The following is a 19965-nucleotide window of genomic DNA, read 5'->3' on the forward strand; positions in this document are numbered from 1 at the left end:
TCGGAACGCTGGAACCTGCTCTATGCCAACCAGCTGTCGACTGCCGAATTCAAGAACCTGGCAGAGGATACCCGTCAGTACCTCGGCCACGTTCCGAAACAGACCCAGGCCACCAATACCCAGTTGCTGGAAATCGTGATGGCACAAGACTTCCAGGACCTTACCGGCCAAGTCATCAAGAAAATGATGGATATGGTGCATATACTGGAAACGGAACTGGTGGCCTTCCTGATCGAATTCTCTCCGGATTCGAAGAAGGCCGAGCTGGACAATAATCTGTTGAATGGACCGGTGGTCAATCCGGAAGGCAGAACGGACGTGGTGTCCAGCCAGCAGCAGGTCGATGACCTGCTGGAAAGCCTGGGCTTCTAAACAAAAAGCGGTGAACGTGTTAGCGGCATAAGCGGGGTGAGAAAATGAGCGATTTTGGCGGCATGGAAGAACTGCTACAAGACTTCCTGATGGAATCCACCGATCTGCTGTCCGATGTGGACAACAAGCTGGTGGAACTGGAAAAGCGTCCTGAAGACAAGGCATTGCTGAATGACATTTTCCGGGGCTTTCACACCATCAAGGGCGGAGCTGGCTTTCTGAACGTGGGTCCGATGGTAAATCTGTGCCATCGCACCGAAAACCTGTTCGACAAGCTGCGCAACGGCGAGCTGCACATCACGCCGGAAGTGATGGACGTGATTCTGGATGCAACCGGCATTGTGCGCGATATGTTCGGCACCCTTGGTCAAGGCCTGATGGTGGCCGATGCCGATGCCGACGTACTCAATGCACTGGATGCCGTACTGGCCGGTGAAATGCCCGGCAAGGCAGAAGCCCCTGCCCCGGCTCCTGCCGCAGTAGCGCCGGCCCCGGTAGCGCAAGCTGTGGCCAGCCCGGCTCCGGTAACTGCAGCAGCCACAGACGGCCCGGACTGGAACGCCCTGCATCAGGCCATCGTGCCGCAAGCTGCCGCCGCGCCGACAGCACCGGCAGCTGCACCTGCACCGGCCGCACCTGTTGCTGCCGTGGCCACGACTCCGGTACAGGAATTGCTGCCCGCCGCAGAACACATTCCCGCAGCCAAGCCTGCCAGCAAAGCTGTTGCCAACAAGCAGCCCAGCAGCGCGGGCAACAGCAGTGGCCCGCAGGAAAACACCATCCGTATCGATACGGTACGCCTGGACATGGTGCTCAACCTGTCCGGCGAAATCGGCCTCACCAAAAACCGCCTGACCACCCTGCGCACGGAAATCCTGCAGGGCAATCGCGACGGCAACACCCTGCGCTCGCTGGACGAAGCCATCAGCCAGCTCGACCTGCTGGTGGGTGACCTGCAGAACGCGGTGATGAAGACCCGCATGCAGCCTATCGGCCGCCTGTTCCAGAAGTACCCGCGTCTGGCACGTGACCTGGCCCGTCAATTGGGCAAGGAAGTGGAACTGGTGCTGTCCGGCGAAGAAACCGAGCTGGACAAGACCATGATCGAAGATCTGAACGATCCTTTGGTCCACTTGGTACGCAACGCCGTCGATCATGGTGTGGAATCGCCGGAAGAACGCATTGCCGCCGGCAAGAAGCCGCAATCGCTGATCCAGCTGACTGCCGAGCAGGTGGGTGATCACATCCAGATCGAAATCACCGACGATGGCAAGGGCATGAATCCGGATGCCCTGCGTCGCAAAGCTATCGAAAAGGGTTTGATCGACCAGGAAACCGCCAACGGCCTGGACGAGAAGCAGTGCCTGCAGCTCATCTTCATGCCGGGCTTCTCCACCAAGGACCAGATTTCCAGCGTTTCCGGTCGTGGCGTGGGCATGGACGTGGTGCGAACCAATATCCAGAAGCTGAACGGCCGCATTGATATCAATTCGCTGCCGGGCGAAGGCACCCGCATCAGCATCTCGCTGCCGCTAACCCTGGCCATTCTGCCGGTATTGGTGGTACGTGCCTGCAACCAGCCCTTTGCCGTACCGCTGGCCATGGTGCGCGAGATCATCACCATCGATCCGAACGCCATCCAGGAAGTCTCTGGCAAGCCCACCATCGTGGTGCGCGACGAAATCCTGCCACTGCGCACCCTGGCGGGTCTGCTGGGCTGGGAACCGACGCAGAAGCCCTACTTTGGCGTGCTGATGCAGTCCGCCGAGAAGTCCTTCATTCTGGCCATCGACTCCTTTGTCGGCCGTGACGATGTTGTCATCAAACCGCTGCAGAATATTCGTCCGAAGGGTGTGGCCGGTGCCACGCTGTCTGGCGACGGCTCGGTGGTACTGGTGCTGGACATGGAAGACCTGCTCAGCTCCAGCGATGGCACCAACGGCCAAGTCCGGACCTCGGAGTTGATCTCCGTATAAGAAAAACCAGAACTGGCAAGTTTTAATGACCTCACAAAGCGCCTTCATTGGCCGACAACCGGTATTGAACCGTAACCAGCAGCTCATCGGGTATGAGCTGCTTTTTCGTGCAAGCGAGGAAGCCAACTCGGCAGGTCCGCACAGCGAGCTGCAGGCGGATACCCAGGTATTGGTCAACACCCTGAACAATATGGGAACCAGCTGGCTGATCGGCAACAAGCTGGCCTTCATCAACGTTGGTGAAGCCATGCTGACCAGCGATTTTCTGGAGCTGCTGCCACCGCGCCGCGTGATTCTGGATATCGCCCCCGACATCAGCGCCTCCAGCGAACTGCTGTCGCGGGCGCGCCATCTGCGTTCGCTGGGTTTTGGCATTGCCCTGGATGACTTCTCCTTCGAGGCCCAGTCAGCCGCTTTTCTGGAGTTCGCCAACTACGTCAAGCTGGATATCCAGAATCGCAATACCAACCACTTCCAGGTGTTGGCTGCCCGCTTGCGCAGCTATCCGGTGATCCGCATTGCCGAGCGGGTGGAAACCCATGAGCAATACCATCTGTGCAAGGAACTGGGCATGGATGGCTTTCAGGGCTACTACTTTGCCAAACCGGAAACCCTGTCAGCACGGGTGATTCACCCCACTTTCAGCAATGCGCTGGAACTGCTCAACCTATTGCGCATGGATGCTGACCTGCGCCAGGTGGAGCAGATCCTCAAGCGCGATGTGGCGCTGTCCTTCAAGCTGCTGCGCTATGTCAACTCTGCCGCAGCCGGGCTGAACACCACCATCAGCTCCTTCTCGCATGCGGTCACCGTGCTGGGCTACAAAAAGCTCTACCGCTGGCTGACCTTGCTGCTGGTCACCGCCTCCGATGATGGCCGTGCGCCGCCAGCCCTGCAAAAAACCGCCGTGACCCGTGGCCGCTTCATGGAGTTACTGGGGGAGCAATTGGGACTGAATCATGACGACTGCGACAATTTGTTCATTGTCGGCATGTTCAGCCTGCTGGATGTGCTGTTCGACATGCCCATGCCCAATATTCTGGAACACTTGCAATTGCCGGTGCCCCTGATCGAAGCCCTGTCGGAACGCAAGGGCCAGATGGGTGCGCTGCTGCAACTGACCTGCAGCTGTGAAGATGGCCAACTGGCCGGAGTGGTCGAGCTGTCGGCACAGCTGAAGCTGAGCGCCGAGCAGCTCAATCAGGCCCACGTCGCCGCACTCGCATGGGTAGAGGATCTGGGCTTATAATTGCCAGCCCTTCAGCCGGTTCCGAACTCCTCGATGAAACTGTTAGCCATTGATACCTCCAGCAGTTATTTGTCCCTGGCCCTCAGCCTGGATGGCGAGATGTACGCCTTTCATGAGGAAATGGGACAAAAACACGCGGAACGGACACTGCCGGAAATCGACAGCCTGCTACAACAGGCAGGCATCAAACTCGCAGCGCTCGACGCCATCGTCTTCGGGCAGGGGCCAGGCTCTTTTACCGGTCTGCGTATTGCCTGTGGCCTGGCACAAGGACTGGCTTTTTCAGCAGGTCTGCCGGTCATCGGCATTCCCACACTGGATGCCGTCGCCCAGCAAAGCGAAGCCGACCAGTTGCTGGTCTGCCTGGATGCGCGCATGCAGCAAGTGTATTGTGCGGTCTACCAGACCGGCGCGCACTGGCAACGCCAGGGACCGATCACCCTGCAAGACCCCCAGGCCGTGGTCTTACCAGAAGGCATCAGCCAAGTAGCAGGCGATGGTTTTGAAAACTACCCTGCCCTGCTCGCTGGGCAACGTGAGCAAATTCGCCATAGCGGCGTGCTGCGTGCCGATGCCCGCGCCCACATCGCGCTGGCACAGAGCGGTCGCTACCCCATGCAACACCCGCGCGAAGCCGAGCTGCTGTATGTCCGCAACAAAGTCGCGCTGACCTCGATCGAACAGCAGGCACTGAAGGGATGAGCAGCGTCCGTCGCTATCATCCGTCCTCTGCCGGCGACCTGGCCACAATGGAGGCCGCCGCAACACAGCATGGCTGGAGCGCAGGCAATTATCAGGACTCCATCAGCGCCGGCCACGCATTTTACTGCCTTGGTCAGCAAGAAACCGGTTTTGCCGTGGTGATGCCGATACTGGATGAGGCCGAATTGCTGAACATTGTCATCGCCGCGCCGCAGCAGGGCCGCGGCCTGGGCCGACGACTTCTGACAGGACTGATGCAAGACCTCAAACAACAGGGCTGTCAGCGCCTGTTTCTGGAAGTACGTGCCAGCAATACCCCGGCGCGGGCACTCTATCAGCGCTGTGGCTTTCGTGAATCCGGCCTGCGCAAAAATTACTACCCCGGCCAGGATGGTCAACGCGAACACGCCATCCTGATGGAGGCAAGCCTGTGAAGCGCAGCAGCTTTATCCAGCAGGCCATCGGCCTTGGCCCGCAATGGCAGGCTCGCAGCGGCTGGTTTGAACAGCATCCAGCCGAACTGGACAGGCAAGCCATGCAATCGGCACAGCAGCAAGCCAGCCTGCCGCCGGTTGCAGATACGCTGCCTTCCCCCCTGACCTTGGCCGAAGATCACCTACCCGCCCCGGCCATGGAGACAGGCGCAGCGGTAGTGGCTAGTACCGCGGCCCCTGCCTCAGCGGTCCCCCAGGTAACTGACTGCCCGGAGCAGCCACTGGCATCGCTCCAGCCACTGGTCGAGCTGGGCTGGGAACAGCTGGAACAAGCTGTGGCAAACTGCCAAAACTGCCAGCTCTGCCACACTCGCACCCAGACTGTATTTGGCCGCGGTAATCCGCAGGCCCGCTGGATGCTGATCGGCGAGGCGCCAGGTGAGCAAGAGGACAGGCAAGGCCAGCCCTTTGTCGGCAAGGCCGGCCAGCTGCTGGACAATATGCTGGCCGCCGCCGGGCTGGACCGTGAAAACGATGTCTATATCGCCAATGTGCTGAAATGCCGGCCACCAGGCAATCGCAACCCCAATCCGGGAGAAATCCTGGCGTGCAGCAGCTATCTGCAACAGCAGATCCGCCATGTACAACCCACCCTGATCCTGGCGCTGGGCCGCTTTGCCGTGCAAACCCTGCTGCAGACCGAGCAAAGCATAGGCAAGCTGCGTGGTCAGCTACACCAGTATCAGGGCATTCCGCTGATTGCCACCTATCACCCGGCCTATCTGCTGCGCAATCTGCCGGACAAGGCCAAAGCCTGGCAAGACATGGTGCTGGCCAAACAGCACTTTAGCCGCCTCAGCAGTTAGTTGCGCCTTCAGGCCATGTAGCATCAGCCATAGACCCCCTTTAACCAGCGCCTATAGATCGCATCGGCCTGGTTGTGGCTCTGTGGCATTCCCTCTTCCAGCGAAGCGGCAATCTGCGCCACCGACATGACACTGGGCAGGTCATGCGCATTGATCTCCTGATAACCCACCTGCAACCACTGCCGGATCATTTCAACCTTCACCTCGCAATGAAACTGCATGCCCAGGTGCCGACCGTCGTACAGATAGGCCTGATTGCGACAATAAGCACTGCTGGCGAGCAAACTTGCCCCCTGCGGCAAGTCGAAACTGTCGCTATGCCACTGAAAAACACGCAAGGACGAGCACTCGCCAAACCACTCCGCCGCCGCGACTCCCGACTCGGCTTGCAGATCGATCCAGCCGATTTCCGGAATCTCCGCCTTGCGGACGAGCGCACCTAGCGCCCGTGCCAGCAACTGGCCACCCAGACAATGCCCAATTACCGGCACATTGGCAGCCACCGCTCGCCGTAAAAAATCGATCTCTGGCAGAATCCAGCCATGCTCTGACTCGTCGTTGACGCTCATTGGGCCACCAAACGTGGCAATACCAGCATAGGCCGTCACATCCTCGGGTAGCGCATCCCCGGCATAGACCTTGAAAATGCACGAAGGTATAGCCTGGCGGTTCAGATAATCGAGAAAATATTCCGGTCCATCCAGCGATACATGCTGAATAATGGCGATGGGCTTCACATCGTCTCCTCATGCTCACCTTGCACACAACCGGCAGAAAGTGATCACAAAAAAATGAAAAAAGCCAATATAGATGAATTTACAGCGACGATGAATTGATAATTGATCAAATCACCAAGAGACCAGCAGAAGTGAGCCGTGGAAACAACATCATGAACCAGTGCACGACAGGCAATAAAAAACCCTTCTCCGTGCACCAGAGAAGGGCTCTTGAACGTTACCGAAAAACAAGCTTACTTCAGCTTGGTTTCCTTGTAGATAACGTGTTTACGGGCAACGGGATCAAATTTTTTGATCTCCATTTTTTCCGGCATCGTGCGCTTGTTCTTCGTAGTGGTATAGAAGTGGCCAGTGCCGGCGGTGGATTCAAGCTTGATTTTATCGCGCATTGTATAACCTATCTGTCGCTATCTAGTTGACCGCTTAGATCTCGCCACGAGCGCGCAGATCTGCCAGCACTACATCGATACCAACTTTATCGATAGTACGCAGTGCAGCGTTGGATACGCGCAGGCGCACCCAGCGGTTTTCGCTTTCTACCCAGAACTTGCGGTACTGCAAGTTCGGCAGGAAACGACGTTTCGTCTTGTTGTTGGCGTGGGAAACATTGTTCCCGGTCATCGGACGTTTGCCGGTGACTTTGCAAACACGCGCCATGTTAACACTCCCAAAACCGGTAAAAGCTGGCTTTATACCATGAAAAAAGCCAGCGATTCAAGCATGATGCGCACTTTCCGCAGAAAGCACGATCTCGTATATGAAACAGTCGGGGCGGATTGTAACGGAATTACCACAAACACGCGAGTGCAACATGCAATTGCCCGAGGCAAGTGTTGCATTCATTGTTGCAACAAGCGCTGCCATGGCGGTTCAAATCCAAGCGATTTCAGGTTAAAATCCCGGATTCCCATAGAGCCGTAATTCCATGACCAAGTATATCTTCGTAACCGGCGGTGTGGTGTCTTCCCTCGGGAAGGGCATTGCCGCTGCGTCCATTGCTGCCATTCTTGAGTCGCGCGGGCTGAAAGTCACCATGCTGAAGCTCGACCCGTACATCAACGTCGATCCGGGTACCATGAGCCCCTTCCAGCACGGTGAAGTATTCGTGACGGAAGACGGCGCAGAGACCGACCTTGACCTTGGCCACTATGAGCGCTTCATCCAGTCCAAGATGAAGAAGAGCAACAACTTTACCACCGGTCAGGTTTACGAGTCGGTCATCACCAAGGAACGCCGTGGCGATTACCTGGGTGGCACCGTTCAGGTCATTCCGCACATTACCGACGAAATCAAGCACAAGGTGCATGAGGGCGCCGGCGATGCCGACGTGGCCATCGTCGAAATCGGCGGCACCGTGGGTGATATCGAATCCCTGCCCTTCCTGGAAGCCATCCGCCAGCTGCGCTCCAACCTGGGCCGCAAGAACACCATGTATGTGCATCTGTCCTACGTGCCGTTCATCGCAACTGCTGGTGAGATCAAGACCAAGCCGACCCAGCACTCGGTGAAGGAACTGCGCGAAATCGGTATCCAGCCGGACATCCTGCTGTGCCGCATGGACCGCGAACTGCCGGCCGATGAAAAGCGCAAGATCGCCCTGTTCTGCAATGTGGAAGAAAACGCCGTCATCGGCTGTTATGACTCCGACTCCATTTACAAGGTACCGGCGATGCTGCACGAGCAAGGCATCGACGACATCATTACCGAACACATGCAGCTGGACATTCCGCCGGCCGATCTGTCGGTATGGGCGCGCATCATCGACGCCATCGAGCATCCGGAACAATCGGTCAATATCGCCATGGTCGGCAAATACGTCGATCTGACCGAATCCTACAAATCGCTGTCCGAAGCGCTGAAACACGCCGGCATCCACACTCGCTCGGCGGTCAACATCATTTATGTCGACTCCGAAGACATCGAACGTGATGGTGCCGAATCGCTGAAAGACATGGATGCCATCCTGGTACCGGGCGGTTTTGGCAAGCGCGGCGTGGAAGGCAAGATCAAGGCGGTAAAGTTTGCCCGCGAGAACAATATCCCCTACATGGGTATCTGTCTGGGCATGCAGATCGCGCTGATCGAATACGCGCGTGACGTGGCTGGTCTGGCCGGTGCCAACTCCACCGAGTTCGACCTCGACACCGATTACCCGGTGGTCGCCCTGATCGACGAATGGGTCAATCACGACGGCAAGATCGAAAAACGTGATGAAAACTCCAATCTGGGCGGCACCATGCGCCTGGGTGGTCAGCACTGTGATCTGGTGGATGGTTCCTTGGCGGCGCGCGTTTACGGTGCCACTGATATTGTCGAGCGTCACCGCCACCGTTACGAAGTCAACAACTACTACGTACAGCGCCTGGAAGCTGCCGGACTGACCATTTCCGGCCGTTCCGCCGGTCATGAAAAACTGGTGGAAACCATCGAGCTGAAAGACCACCGCTGGTTCTTTGCCTGCCAGTTCCACCCGGAATTCACCTCTACCCCGCGCGATGGCCACCCGCTGTTCAAGGCCTATGTGCAGGCAGCCATCGACTACAAGGCTGAAAAGCAAGGGAAATAAGCATGAAACTGTGCGGATTCGAAGTCGGCCTCAACCAGCCCCTGTTCCTGATCGCCGGCCCCTGCGTGATCGAAAGCGAACAGATGGCGCTGGACACTGCCGGTCAGCTGAAGGAAATCACCAGCGAACTGGGCATCAACTTCATCTACAAGTCGAGCTATGACAAGGCCAACCGTTCTTCCGGCACCTCGTTTCGCGGCTTTGGCATCGATGAAGGCCTGCGTATCCTGGACGAAGTAAAACGCCAGATCGGCGTTCCTGTCTTGACCGATGTGCACGCAGAGAGTGAAATCGCCCAGGTTGCCAGCGTGGTGGATGTGCTGCAAACCCCGGCTTTCCTGTGTCGCCAGACCGACTTCATCCGTGCAGTTGCGCAATGCGGCAAACCGGTAAACATCAAGAAGGGCCAGTTTCTGGCACCGGGCGACATGAAGAATGTCATCGATAAAGCCCGCGCCGCTGCCCTGGAAGCCGGCCTGCCGGAAGACAGCTTCATGAGCTGCGAACGTGGCGTGTCTTTTGGTTATAACAACCTGGTATCTGACATGCGTTCGCTGATGATCATGCGCGAAACCGGCTGCCCGGTCGTTTACGACGCCACCCACTCGGTACAACTGCCAGGCGGACAAGGCAGTTCTTCCGGTGGACAGCGTGAATTCGTGCCGGTACTGGCGCGCGCCGCCGTCGCTGCGGGCATTGCCGGCATCTTCATGGAAACCCACCCCAACCCGGCATGTGCCATGTCCGACGGCCCCAATGCCTGGCCGCTGGGCCGCATGAAGGAACTGCTGGCCACGCTGCAGCAACTGGACAGCCTGGTCAAGCAAAGTGCCTGGCCGGAACACTCGCTGTAATACGTTTTCGTTCCATTTGTGGTAACAAGTTTTCTGCGGCCAGCCGTCTCAAGAGGGCTGGCCGGTGGTGATACGGTTAACCTAGCAAAGCAACTGAAGGGGACAAGTATGAGTTCGATCATTGACGTAGTGGCCCGCGAGATTCTCGATTCTCGCGGCAATCCCACCGTTGAAGCCGATGTACTGCTGGAATCTGGTGTCATGGGCCGCGCAGCTGTTCCCAGCGGCGCCTCCACCGGCGAAAAAGAAGCACTGGAACTGCGTGACGGCGACAAGAGCCGCTACCTGGGCAAGGGCGTGCTGAAAGCCGTAGAAAACATCAATACTGAAATCTGTGAAGCCATTATTGGTCTGGATGCTGCCGACCAGGCCTTCATCGACAAGACCCTGATCGAACTGGACGGCACCGAAACCAAATCCCGCCTGGGCGCCAATGCCATGCTGGCCGTTTCCATGGCCGTGGCCCGCGCTGCAGCCGAAGACGCCGGCCTGCCGCTGTACCGCTATCTGGGTGGTGCCGGCCCGATGGCCCTGCCGCTGCCGATGATGAACGTGATCAACGGTGGCGCTCACGCCAACAACACCCTGGACATCCAGGAATTCATGATCATGCCGGTTGGCGCGCAAACCTTCCGTGAAGCACTGCGCTGCGGCGCCGAGATCTTCCACAGCCTGAAAAAACTGTGCGACAACAAGGGCTACGCCACCACCGTGGGTGACGAAGGCGGTTTCGCTCCCAATCTGGCCAGCCATGAAGATGCCATCAAGCTGATTCTGGAAGCCATCGATGCTGCCGGTTACGTAGCAGGCCAGGACGTAATGCTGGCGCTGGACTGCGCCTCCTCCGAGTTCTACAAGGATGGCAAGTACCACCTGACCGCCGAAGGCCTGCAACTGTCCTCCGAGCAGTTTGCCGACTACCTGGAAACCCTGGTCAACAACTACCCGATCATCTCCATCGAAGATGGCATGAGCGAACACGACTGGGACGGCTGGAAGATCCTGACCGACCGTCTGGGCAAGCGCATCCAGCTGGTGGGCGACGATGTCTTCGTCACCAACCCGAAAATTCTGGCCAAGGGCATCGAAGTCGGCATCTGCAACTCGCTGCTGGTGAAGGTGAATCAGATCGGCACCCTGTCCGAAACCCTGAAAGCAGTTGATCTGGCCAAGCGCTCCGGCTATACCAGCGTGATGAGCCACCGCTCCGGCGAAACCGAGGACAGCACCATTGCCGACCTCGCCGTAGCCACCAACTGCATGCAGATCAAGACCGGCTCGCTGTCGCGTTCGGATCGTATGGCCAAGTACAACCAGCTGCTGCGTATCGAAGAAGAGCTGGGTGATGCTGCCTACTATCCGGGCCGTGCCGCCTTTTACCATCTGAAATAAGCTGAACTATGCGCTGGCTGACCCTGACTCTGGTAACCCTGCTGATCGCCTTGCAATGGCCCTTGTGGTTTGGCAAGGGGAGCTGGCTCAGGGTCTGGCAGCTGGACAAGCAACTGCAGGAACAGCGGGCCGTCACGCAAAAGCTGATAGCCCGCAATGCAGCACTGGATGCCGAAGTACGTGATCTGAAACAAGGAACGGATGCGATTGAGGAGAGAGCGCGCAACGAACTTGGTATGATCCGCAATGGTGAGGTATTTTTTCAATTACTGGATCCGGCTGCCTCTGCTAAACATTGACTAAGCCCATCCAAACCTTCACCCTCCTAGACTAAAAATAATTATGGCTGGCTTCAAAACTTCCAGGGTTTGGTCAATGACAACACAGAATCCGATTGAGGTTGCACGCGAAACGCTCAAGCAGCTGAGCATGCGCAAATTGCTGCCAACACCGGAAAATTTCGAGCGCGTCTACCACGAGCTCACACAAACCCCTATCGAGCGCGACAACAAGCTGGGCACCCAGTTGCTGCGGGCATTGGAAACCATTCCAGCCGAAACCCCGCAAAGCAAAACGTCGCTGCTGCGCATCAAACAAGCCACCGACGAGTCGCGCTGGGAACAACTACCGCAGCTGGCCATTGATTTTCTGCGACTGGCGCTGACCGAAAGCAATCTGACCCAGACCTGGGGCAGCCTGATACAAAGCCTGATCCGCAGCTGGGACCTGCGCCTGCCCGACCTGCCGCAGCACCACAAGCAGGCCGCACTGGAGCGGGTGCTGATCAACTACGGCAATCAGCCGGAAGAGCTCAATACCAAACTGTCGGCCCTGGTCAGAAACTGGAGCGCCCCGGCCAGCCAGCGCGAAGCGCTAACCATGCCGGATGATCCTGCCAGCACCAGCAGTGATATTCCCGCCGTTGCCGGCCAGGACAATAACAGCTGGCCGCTATGGCAACGCACGCTGGCCTTTGCCCTCAAGCACGGCCTGGAGCCACGCCTGATCAGCATGCCGGACATGGTGGAGTCGCTGGAAGCGCTGATCCGCGAGCTGGATCAGGTCTGCGACGATGACAGCCTCAACGTCTACATGCCCAAGCTGCGCGGCTTCATGATCAAGCTGGAACTGCAGACCCAGCAGGAAGGCCGCCTGGTTTCCGGGCTGACCAATCTGCTGCGCCTGTTGCTGGACAATGTGGCCGAGATCAACCGCTCGGATGATTATCTGGTCGGCCAGGTTCATTCGCTGCAGGAAGTGCTTTCGCACCAGCCGCTGTCGATGCAGCAGGTGTACCAGCTGGAAACCAGCCTGAAGGAAGTCATCCGCAAGCAGGGCATGCTGAAAAGCACTCTGGACGAAGCCACCAGCTCCTTGCGCACCCTGCTGGACCGCTTCATCTCGCGCCTGGCGCTGATGACCGACACCACCGACGACTTCCACAGCAAGATCAGCAAACATAGCGAAAAGCTCAAGCAAACCAGCAATGTCGAAGAGCTGAGCGGCATCATCGGTTCGCTGATGGAAGACACCTCGCTGATGCAGCTGGACCTGACCCGTTCGCGCGACGAACTCTTGTCCGCCCGCGAACAGGTAGAAGCCGCCGAACAACGTATCAACGAGCTGGAAAACGCGCTGGAAGCCGCCAGCGCCAAGGTAAAGGAAGACCAGCTGACCGGTGCCTACAACCGCCGCGGCCTGGCCGAACATTTCCAGCGCGAGATCAGCCGTGCCGAGCGCACCAGCAGCGACCTGAGCGTCGCCTTGATCGACGTCGACAATTTCAAGCAGCTTAACGACCGCTATGGCCACCTGACTGGCGATGACGCGCTGAAGTATCTGGTGGATGTGATCAAGCACAATCTGCGTCCGGCCGACATCGTCGCCCGCTTTGGCGGTGAAGAATTTGTCCTGCTGATGCCGGACACCCCGGTAGATGAAGCCATCGACACCGTGCAGCGACTGCAACGCGAGCTGACCCGTACCTTCTTCATGGCCAATAACGACCGGCTGGTCATCACCTTCAGTGCCGGCGTGGCCAAATGGCATCTGGGCGAGCAGGACATCGAAGTGATCGAACGTGCGGACCAAGCCATGTATCAGGCCAAGATCAGCGGCAAGAACCGCGTCATTTCAGCCGAGCCAGACCGCATCATCTGAGTCACGCAGTCAACACACAAAAAAACCGGGGGGCTACCCCGGTTTTTTCATTCTGCGCTGCTGCCCTTGCTCATGCCCTTGCCGGCCTCGGCCCGCTGCCGCCGTACCGCCTTGGGGTCAGCCTGCAAGGGGCGGTAGATCTCCACCCGGTCCCCCTCGCGCAGCACCGTATCCGGCTTGATGGCCTTGCTGAAAATACCCAGTTTGAGCGCCGCCGCATCGATGATGGGAAACTGCGCCAGAATGCCAGATTCCCGCACCGCCTGCTCCGCCGTCGTCCCCAACGCCACCTGCATCGCCATGATGCGCTGCCGTTGCGGCAAGGCACAGGCGACCTCTACCCGAATCTGCTCAGTCATCGCCATAGACCTTGTCGGCATGCTTGATAAAGGCATCCACCAGCGTGCCGGAAATATGGCCGAACACCGGTCCGATTACCTTTTCCAGCAGCTTGCTGGAAAACTCGTAGCGCAAGGTGAACTCCACCTTGCAGCCGAAATCACCCAGCGGGGTAAATTGCCACAGGCCCTGCAAGTGCTGAAAGGGCCCCTCTACCAGCTCCATCAGGATGCTCTCGCCATCACGCAAGGTATTGCGGGTGGTGAAATGCTGGCGAATCTTCAGGTAATCAATATGCAGGCTGGCCACCTGCTGATCACCCTCGCGCGCATGCTCTTCCGCCTTGGCGCACCAGGGCAGGAAACGCGGGTAATTTTCCACCTTGTCGACCAGGGCAAACATCTGCGCCGGGGTATGCGCAACCAGGACTTTCTTTTCTACAACCTGCATGGGGAAGCCGCACATTGTGCAAAATGATTCAAGCTGGCAAGTTTACCAAAAGCTGCCCCGGCTGTCCGTGCCTGTCCCGCAGCTGATTTCAAGCTGCTGATTTTCAGGAATTTTGGCCTGGACGCAGCTTCTGGTAGAATGGCGGATTCCCTTTTAAAGCCACGGAAATCTCAGGCTCATGAGCATCATCCAGAACCGCAAAGCCTTCCATGATTATTTCATCGAGGAAGAACTCGAGGCCGGGCTTGTGCTGGAAGGGTGGGAAGTCAAGGCCATACGCGCCGGACGCGTCCAGCTCAAGGAAAGCTATATCGACTGGAAAAACGGCGCTTTCTGGCTGATTGGCTGCCACATCACCGCTCTGCAGTCGGCCTCCACCCATGTCAAGCCAGACCCGGTACGCCCACGCAAGCTCTTGATGTCCCAATCAGAAATGAACCGCTTCATCGGCAAGGTCGAGCGCGCTGGCTACACCATGATGGCGCTGGACCTGCACTACAGCAAAGGCAATATCAAGGCCCAGGTTGGCCTGGCCAAGGGCAAGAAGCTGCACGACAAGCGCGACACGGAAAAAGACCGTGAATGGCAGCGTGAAAAGCAGCGTTTCATGAAGAACCAGCGAGGTGGCGAATGAAAAAGAGCGCCGCCCTGCCCATTGCACTGATCTGCCTGGGTTCGGTGTGGTTTCTCAAGAGCACCGCCCTGCTGCCGAATACCTCCACCCTGCTTTCCCTGCTACTGGCAGCGGCAGGGTGTCTATTATTGATCATCGACGGCTTCAACAAATCCACCCTGGTCAGCAGCCCGCTGCTGGTCTACGCCGGTGCGGCCATCTACCTGCGCGACAATATGGGCCTGCAATTCAGCCACCTGTTGTCGCTGGGCATGGTGGTGATGGGCTTGTTGATGCTGCTGGCACGTAGTGACCGCATTCCGGAGCGCAGCCTGCGCTGGCGCTCCATGCTGGAAGACCAGGACAAATCCTGATCCGGCGCACCATTTACCCATTGAACGACAGGCCCTCGGGCCAACGGAACCTTTCAAGGACAGGCATGGACAAGATCCTCATTCTCGACTTCGGCTCTCAAGTTACCCAGTTGATTGCCCGCCGCGTACGCGAAGCTCACGTCTACTGTGAGCTTCATTCGTTTGACATGCCGATTGAAGAAATCCGTGCATTCGGCCCCAAGGCCATCATTCTGTCAGGCGGCCCCAACTCGGTGTACGAATCCGACTACCAAGCCGATCCGGCCCTGTTCGAACTGGGCGTTCCGGTACTGGGCATCTGCTACGGCATGCAGTTCATGGCGCAAAGCCTGGGCGGCAAGGTGGAAGCCGGTGACAAGCGCGAATTCGGCTACGCCCAGATCCAGGCCCGCCATCACTCCAAGCTGCTGGAGGGCCTGCAAGACCACATCGACGATGCTGGCAACGGCTTTCTGGATGTATGGATGAGCCACGGCGACAAGGTCACCGCCCTGCCCGCAGGCTTCCATGTCATCGCCGAAACCCCGTCCTGCCCCATCGCCGCCATGGCCGATGAAGACCGCGGCTACTACGGCGTACAGTTCCACCCGGAAGTGACCCACACCAAGCGCGGCACCGAAATGATCCATCGTTTCGTACTGCACGTGGCGGGTGCCATTCCCAGCTGGACCATGCCCAACTACATCGACGAAGCGATCAAGAAAATCCGTGACCAGGTAGGCGATGAAGAAGTCATCCTCGGCTTGTCCGGCGGCGTGGACAGCTCGGTTGCTGCCGCCCTGATCCATCGCGCCATCGGCCCGCAACTGACCTGCGTCTTTGTTGACCACGGTCTGCTGCGCCTGAACGAAGGCAAGATGGTGATGGAGATGTTTGCGCAGAACCTGGGCGTGAAAGTCATCCACGTGGATGCCACCGAACAGTTCATGGGCAAGCTGGCCGGCGAAACCGACCCGGAAAAGAAACGCAAGATCATTGGCGGCGAATTCGTCGAAGTGTTCCAGGCTCAATCCAACAAGCTGACCAATGCCAAGTGGCTGGCCCAGGGCACCATCTACCCGGACGTGATCGAATCGGCCGGAGCCAAAACCAAGAAGGCCCACACCATCAAGAGCCACCACAATGTGGGCGGCCTGCCGGAAGACATGAACCTCAAGCTGCTGGAACCGCTGCGCGAGCTGTTCAAGGATGAAGTGCGCCAGTTGGGCGTGGCACTCGGCCTGCCGCACGACATGGTTTACCGCCACCCCTTCCCGGGCCCGGGCCTGGGCGTGCGTATCCTGGGTGAAGTGAAAATGGAATATGCCGACCTGCTGCGCCAGGCCGACGCCATCTTCATCGAAGAACTGCGCAATACCGTGGACGAGAAAACCGGCAAGAACTGGTACGACCTCACCAGTCAGGCTTTTGCCGTATTCCTGCCGGTGAAATCCGTTGGCGTGATGGGCGATGGCCGCACTTACGACTACGTAGTCGCCCTGCGTGCCGTGGTCACCAGCGACTTCATGACCGCCCACTGGGCCGAACTGCCCTACGCACTGCTGGGCCGCGCTTCCAACCGCATCATCAACGAAGTGCGCGGCATCAACCGCGTGGTTTACGATGTGTCGGGTAAACCGCCGGCAACGATTGAGTGGGAATGATCCTGCCAGCCATCTGATTTAGTGGAACAAGCAATGCCCTTGATGATTTGAAAAACAATCATCAAGGGCATTTTTCATGACCGCACGCCTTCGACTGGCTGTACCCGGATCGGGCTCAAGAATGCATGGGCTTTTCCCAGGCTCCCCGGGTGTCCACTCCTGCTTGTACAGCCAAGCTTTCCAAGGTTTTGATTTCCTCGGGCGAAAGCTGCAGCGTAGTGGCAGCGGCGGCATCTTCCACATGCTTCAGCTTGGTGACGCCGATGATGGGCAGCGTGCCTTTGGCAATGGCCCAGGCAATAGCGACCTGAGCCACCGAAGCACTCTTGCCTGAGCCGATATCTCGCATCGCATCAGTCAGTGCCTCCAGTTGCGGTAACACGCTGTTGTAGCTGGCAGCCCGGCTACTACCTTCCGGCAGCGGATGGCTAGCGTTGTATTTGCCAGAGAGCGCACCTTGCTCCAACACCAGGTAGGAGAAAAATGTGATGTCATTTTCGCGGCAATAGTCGAGGATGCCGGCGTCTTCAGAGGAGCGGTACAACAGGCTGTAGTGGTTCTGTACTGCCGAGAGCGCAAAGCCGGCCTGCTTCAGGGTACTGTCCACCAATTTGATTTCCGCCAGATTGTGATTGGACACGCCAACACGCCGGATCCGTCCGCTTTGCAACAAGGGGATCAGGTGCCGCGTCCATTCATTGAGCAGGGTCGGGTTGTGAATCCAGTACAGGTCGATGATCTCGCTACCCAGACGTTGGCAGCTCTGTTCAAACATGGCGGCCACCGGATTGTCGGCCTCCGGGCTGGCGAGTTGTGGCGTGAATTTGGTAGAGAGCTGCAGGGTCTTGCCCGACACGGTTTTCGCCAATGTGCCCAGGATGGTTTCCGATGAGCCCATGCCATAGACGGCGGCGGTATCCCACAGGGTCAGGCCCTTTTGCATGGCGAGGTCGAATACCGGGCGCAGGCTGTCGGCATCGAGATGGTTACCGAATACCTGGTCGCCACCGGCAAAGCCGCTGCCCCACGACCAGGTTCCAAGAGCAATGGGAGGGAGTGTTTTCATAGTGTCACCTTGCGTAAAGAGAAGCTTGCTTGCTCAAGCCAGATGGGTCTTGAAGAAGGCCGCGATCTGGTCGAAGGGGATTTTGTCCCTGCGGTCGTAAAGATCCACATGGCCGGCATCAGGCACGATCAGCAGTTGCTTGGGCTGTTCGGCCTGCTGGTAGAGGTCTTCCGAGTAGTAGCGCGAGTGGGCGTTGGCCCCGGCGATCAGCAGCACCGGCCGCGGCGAGATCATCGCCACCTGGGCCGCCATCGGGAAGGCGAAGAAGGCCAGCGGGGTGGTGGCGGTCCAGGCGGTGGTGGAGTTGATCGAGCGCGGATGAAAGCCGCGTGGCGTGCGGTAGTAGTCGAAGAAGGCAGCCAGCACCGGGTGGACGTCGGCGGGCAGGGTTTCGGGCAGCAGGCGCTCGCTCTGGATCATCTGGCCCTGGGCATCGAACGGAATCTCATGCAGGCCGAGGGCGGGGCTGCCGTGGGCGGCGTCGATCCAGCGCTGTCGGCTCAGTACATCCACGATGGCATGGCGCTGCGCCGGGGTGTAGCTGTCGCGATAGCCACGGCTGATGCTGCGCGACATGTCGTACATCGAGGCAGTGGCCACCGCCTTGATGCGCGCATCACTGCTGGCGGCGGTAAGCGCCATGCCGCTGAGACCACAGATGGCCATGGCGCCGATGCGCTCGCGGTCCACTTGCGGCAGCAAGCCCAGGCAATCGACGGCGGCACTGAAGTCTTCGCTGTGGATGTCGGGCGAGGCCACGTTGCGCACCTCGCCACCACTTTCGCCGGTAAAGGAAGAGTCAAAAGCCAGGGTGACAAAGCCGCGTGCCGCCAGGGTTTGCGCGTACAGGCCGGAGGACTGTTCCTTGACCGCGCCAAACGGCCCGGCAAGCACCAGGCCGGGGAGCGTCTGGCCCGCGGCCAGCGCCTTGGGCTGGTACAGGTCGCCCACCACGCGGATGCCGTAGCGGTTGTGAAACTGCAGCTTGCGGTGGCTGACCTGTTCATCCGGCGGGAACACCTTGTCCCATGGTGCACTGTCTTGCATGTGGTTCACTTTGCAAAATGGAGAGGAGGCGGCACTGCCGACCGGAGTCGGCACACAGCCATTCAGGCCAACAGCGCATCACGCAAGACGCAGCCTAGATGTGCGGCGGATTGCGGGTTTTGGCCGGTAATGAGGCGGCCGTCGACCACCACGTTGTCACTCCAGTTGGGCATGGCCTGATGCAAGGCACCGCGCTCAACCAGGGTGCTGGCCAACAGGAAGGGAACCACATGGGTCGATTGCACCTCTTCTTCTTCCGCGTCGGTGAAGGCGGCCAGGCGTTTGCCCTCGACCAGCAGACGGCCATCGGCCCGCCGGGCGTTGACCAGGGCCGCAGGGCCATGGCACACCGCCGACACGATGCCGCCGGCAGCATCAATCTCCCGGATCAGGTGCTGTGCCGCCAGGCTGTCCGGAAAATCCCACATGGTGCCGTGGCCACCGGCAAAGAAGATGGCGCTGTAGCGGGCGGGGTCCAGCGCGTCCAGGCGCTGGGTATTTTGGATCGCGTGGCGAAAGGCGGCATCGGCCTCATAACGGGCGATAACGGGGTCGCTCATGTCTTCCATGCCATCGGTCGGGGCGGCGCCGCCTTGCGGTGAGGCAAACTCGACTGCGATGCCCGCATCCTGGAGTTTCTCCAGCGGATGGGTTACTTCTGCCAGGTTGAACCCGGTGGGAATGCCGGTGTCCCCCTTGACGTTGACGCTGGTAACGACAAACAGCACGGGCTTGATGTCAGTGGCGGTCTGGATCATGTGGGTTTCTCTTGCAATGTTAAATGGCACAAGCGGGCTGAGCATTTGTGGCGCGGCCCGGACGGGGTCATCAGGCCTTGGCGAACAGCAGTTCCCAGTTGACCATCGGCCCCAGCGGGATGATGTCCCAGCCGATCAGATCAGCCTGGGCCAGCGGAAAGGTCATCAGCGTGGCCCGTGCAGCCTCGACCGAATCCGCTTCGGCCAGGATGGCGACGCCAGGACGGTCCTGACGGAAATAGATGTCGCGAATGAAGCCGGACTTGTACAGATCCCAGCCGTGGCGCACTTCATCAAGCATGTGCGGGCCGTATTGCTCCAGGGTGGCAGTGGGGCTTGGGATATCGAGGCAAAGCAGTTTCATGGG

The 19965-nt window shown here is 58.7% G+C and carries 23 protein-coding genes; 14 read left to right on the forward strand and 9 right to left on the reverse strand.

What is annotated here, in order from left to right:
• From EAY64_RS13755 to EAY64_RS13780, 6 genes are all read left to right on the forward strand, one after another.
• On the forward strand, positions 1 to 372 hold a 372-nt coding region (locus EAY64_RS13755; protein ID WP_147456231.1), incomplete at its 5' end, for a protein phosphatase CheZ.
• Positions 373 to 416: 44 nt separating this feature from the next.
• The gene (locus EAY64_RS13760; RefSeq protein WP_103525324.1) at positions 417 to 2348 is read left to right on the forward strand and encodes a chemotaxis protein CheA; all 1932 of its coding nucleotides are present in this window, start codon (positions 417 to 419) and stop codon (positions 2346 to 2348) included.
• A gap of 25 nt (positions 2349 to 2373) precedes the next feature.
• Positions 2374 to 3597: an EAL and HDOD domain-containing protein gene (locus tag EAY64_RS13765; RefSeq protein WP_103525325.1), complete on the forward strand. Its 1224-nt coding sequence runs from the start codon at positions 2374 to 2376 to the stop codon at positions 3595 to 3597.
• 33 nt (positions 3598 to 3630) lie between these two features.
• On the forward strand, positions 3631 to 4299 hold the full coding sequence (gene tsaB / locus EAY64_RS13770; RefSeq protein ID WP_103525326.1) for a tRNA (adenosine(37)-N6)-threonylcarbamoyltransferase complex dimerization subunit type 1 TsaB: 669 nt from the start codon (positions 3631 to 3633) through the stop codon (positions 4297 to 4299).
• Positions 4296 to 4733, forward strand: coding sequence for a ribosomal protein S18-alanine N-acetyltransferase (gene rimI / locus EAY64_RS13775; protein ID WP_103525327.1), 438 nt, complete (start codon positions 4296 to 4298; stop codon positions 4731 to 4733). The genes tsaB and rimI overlap by 4 nt, the downstream gene beginning before the upstream one ends.
• A complete protein-coding gene (locus EAY64_RS13780) occupies positions 4730 to 5599 on the forward strand; it encodes a uracil-DNA glycosylase (RefSeq protein WP_226034251.1) in 870 nt (289 codons plus the stop codon). Before rimI ends, EAY64_RS13780 begins: the two co-directional genes overlap by 4 nt.
• A 23-nt stretch (positions 5600 to 5622) precedes the next feature.
• Here the strand turns inward: EAY64_RS13780 and EAY64_RS13785 are convergent, their stop codons facing one another.
• The 3 genes from EAY64_RS13785 to rpmB form a co-directional block, all read right to left on the reverse strand.
• Positions 5623 to 6336 carry a type 1 glutamine amidotransferase gene (locus tag EAY64_RS13785; protein ID WP_103525328.1) on the reverse strand — a complete coding sequence of 238 codons (714 nt, stop codon included), beginning with the start codon at positions 6334 to 6336 and terminating at the stop codon, positions 5623 to 5625.
• 233 nt (positions 6337 to 6569) lie between these two features.
• Complete coding sequence (gene rpmG, locus EAY64_RS13790; protein WP_028453358.1) at positions 6570 to 6725, reverse strand: 50S ribosomal protein L33; 156 nt, start codon at positions 6723 to 6725, stop codon at positions 6570 to 6572.
• Between the two features lie 34 nt (positions 6726 to 6759).
• Positions 6760 to 6993, reverse strand: a complete 234-nt coding sequence (rpmB, locus tag EAY64_RS13795) for a 50S ribosomal protein L28 (protein ID WP_011137003.1) — start codon at positions 6991 to 6993, stop codon at positions 6760 to 6762.
• Between the two features lie 268 nt (positions 6994 to 7261).
• Between rpmB and pyrG the strand changes: the two genes are divergently transcribed.
• The 5 genes from pyrG to EAY64_RS13820 all read left to right on the forward strand — a co-directional run bounded on the left by pyrG (position 7262) and on the right by EAY64_RS13820 (position 13308).
• Positions 7262 to 8902: a CTP synthase gene (gene pyrG, locus EAY64_RS13800; protein WP_103525329.1), complete on the forward strand. Its 1641-nt coding sequence runs from the start codon at positions 7262 to 7264 to the stop codon at positions 8900 to 8902.
• A 2-nt stretch (positions 8903 to 8904) separates the two neighbouring features.
• Positions 8905 to 9756: a 3-deoxy-8-phosphooctulonate synthase gene (gene kdsA, locus EAY64_RS13805; RefSeq protein WP_103525330.1), complete on the forward strand. Its 852-nt coding sequence runs from the start codon at positions 8905 to 8907 to the stop codon at positions 9754 to 9756.
• A 108-nt stretch (positions 9757 to 9864) separates the two neighbouring features.
• Positions 9865 to 11148 (forward strand): phosphopyruvate hydratase, encoded by a 1284-nt coding sequence (gene eno, locus EAY64_RS13810; protein ID WP_103525331.1) that lies wholly within the window; start codon positions 9865 to 9867, stop codon positions 11146 to 11148.
• A gap of 8 nt (positions 11149 to 11156) precedes the next feature.
• Positions 11157 to 11447 carry a cell division protein FtsB gene (gene ftsB / locus EAY64_RS13815; protein ID WP_059284867.1) on the forward strand — a complete coding sequence of 97 codons (291 nt, stop codon included), beginning with the start codon at positions 11157 to 11159 and terminating at the stop codon, positions 11445 to 11447.
• A 76-nt stretch (positions 11448 to 11523) separates the two neighbouring features.
• Positions 11524 to 13308 carry a GGDEF domain-containing protein gene (locus EAY64_RS13820; RefSeq protein ID WP_103525332.1) on the forward strand — a complete coding sequence of 595 codons (1785 nt, stop codon included), beginning with the start codon at positions 11524 to 11526 and terminating at the stop codon, positions 13306 to 13308.
• Between the two features lie 47 nt (positions 13309 to 13355).
• On the opposite strand, the gene EAY64_RS13825 is transcribed toward EAY64_RS13820, so the two are convergent.
• Both EAY64_RS13825 and EAY64_RS13830 read right to left on the reverse strand, forming a co-directional pair.
• Positions 13356 to 13667, reverse strand: a complete 312-nt coding sequence (locus EAY64_RS13825) for an RnfH family protein (RefSeq protein ID WP_103525333.1) — start codon at positions 13665 to 13667, stop codon at positions 13356 to 13358.
• A complete protein-coding gene (locus tag EAY64_RS13830; protein WP_103525393.1) occupies positions 13660 to 14097 on the reverse strand; it encodes a type II toxin-antitoxin system RatA family toxin in 438 nt (145 codons plus the stop codon). The genes EAY64_RS13825 and EAY64_RS13830 overlap by 8 nt, the downstream gene beginning before the upstream one ends.
• 178 nt (positions 14098 to 14275) lie before the next feature.
• Between EAY64_RS13830 and smpB the strand changes: the two genes are divergently transcribed.
• From smpB to guaA, 3 genes are all read left to right on the forward strand, one after another.
• Positions 14276 to 14731: an SsrA-binding protein SmpB gene (gene smpB, locus EAY64_RS13835; protein ID WP_103525334.1), complete on the forward strand. Its 456-nt coding sequence runs from the start codon at positions 14276 to 14278 to the stop codon at positions 14729 to 14731.
• Positions 14728 to 15084, forward strand: a complete 357-nt coding sequence (locus tag EAY64_RS13840; RefSeq protein ID WP_103525335.1) for a hypothetical protein — start codon at positions 14728 to 14730, stop codon at positions 15082 to 15084. The genes smpB and EAY64_RS13840 overlap by 4 nt, the downstream gene beginning before the upstream one ends.
• A 65-nt stretch (positions 15085 to 15149) precedes the next feature.
• Positions 15150 to 16727 carry a glutamine-hydrolyzing GMP synthase gene (gene guaA / locus EAY64_RS13845; protein ID WP_103525336.1) on the forward strand — a complete coding sequence of 526 codons (1578 nt, stop codon included), beginning with the start codon at positions 15150 to 15152 and terminating at the stop codon, positions 16725 to 16727.
• A 115-nt stretch (positions 16728 to 16842) separates the two neighbouring features.
• On the opposite strand, the gene EAY64_RS13850 is transcribed toward guaA, so the two are convergent.
• The 4 genes from EAY64_RS13850 to EAY64_RS13865 all read right to left on the reverse strand — a co-directional run bounded on the left by EAY64_RS13850 (position 16843) and on the right by EAY64_RS13865 (position 19962).
• A complete protein-coding gene (locus tag EAY64_RS13850; RefSeq protein ID WP_103525337.1) occupies positions 16843 to 17793 on the reverse strand; it encodes an aldo/keto reductase in 951 nt (316 codons plus the stop codon).
• A gap of 33 nt (positions 17794 to 17826) precedes the next feature.
• Positions 17827 to 18840, reverse strand: coding sequence for an alpha/beta hydrolase (locus EAY64_RS13855; protein WP_103525338.1), 1014 nt, complete (start codon positions 18838 to 18840; stop codon positions 17827 to 17829).
• A gap of 62 nt (positions 18841 to 18902) precedes the next feature.
• Entirely contained in the window at positions 18903 to 19598 is a 696-nt protein-coding gene (locus tag EAY64_RS13860; protein WP_103525339.1) for a type 1 glutamine amidotransferase domain-containing protein, read from the reverse strand.
• A 70-nt stretch (positions 19599 to 19668) separates the two neighbouring features.
• Complete coding sequence (locus EAY64_RS13865; protein WP_103525340.1) at positions 19669 to 19962, reverse strand: superoxide dismutase; 294 nt, start codon at positions 19960 to 19962, stop codon at positions 19669 to 19671.
• Positions 19963 to 19965 lie beyond the last annotated feature (3 nt).

It is taken from the genome of Aquitalea palustris, assembly GCF_003693445.1.
GTDB lineage: Bacteria > Pseudomonadota > Gammaproteobacteria > Burkholderiales > Chromobacteriaceae > Aquitalea > Aquitalea palustris.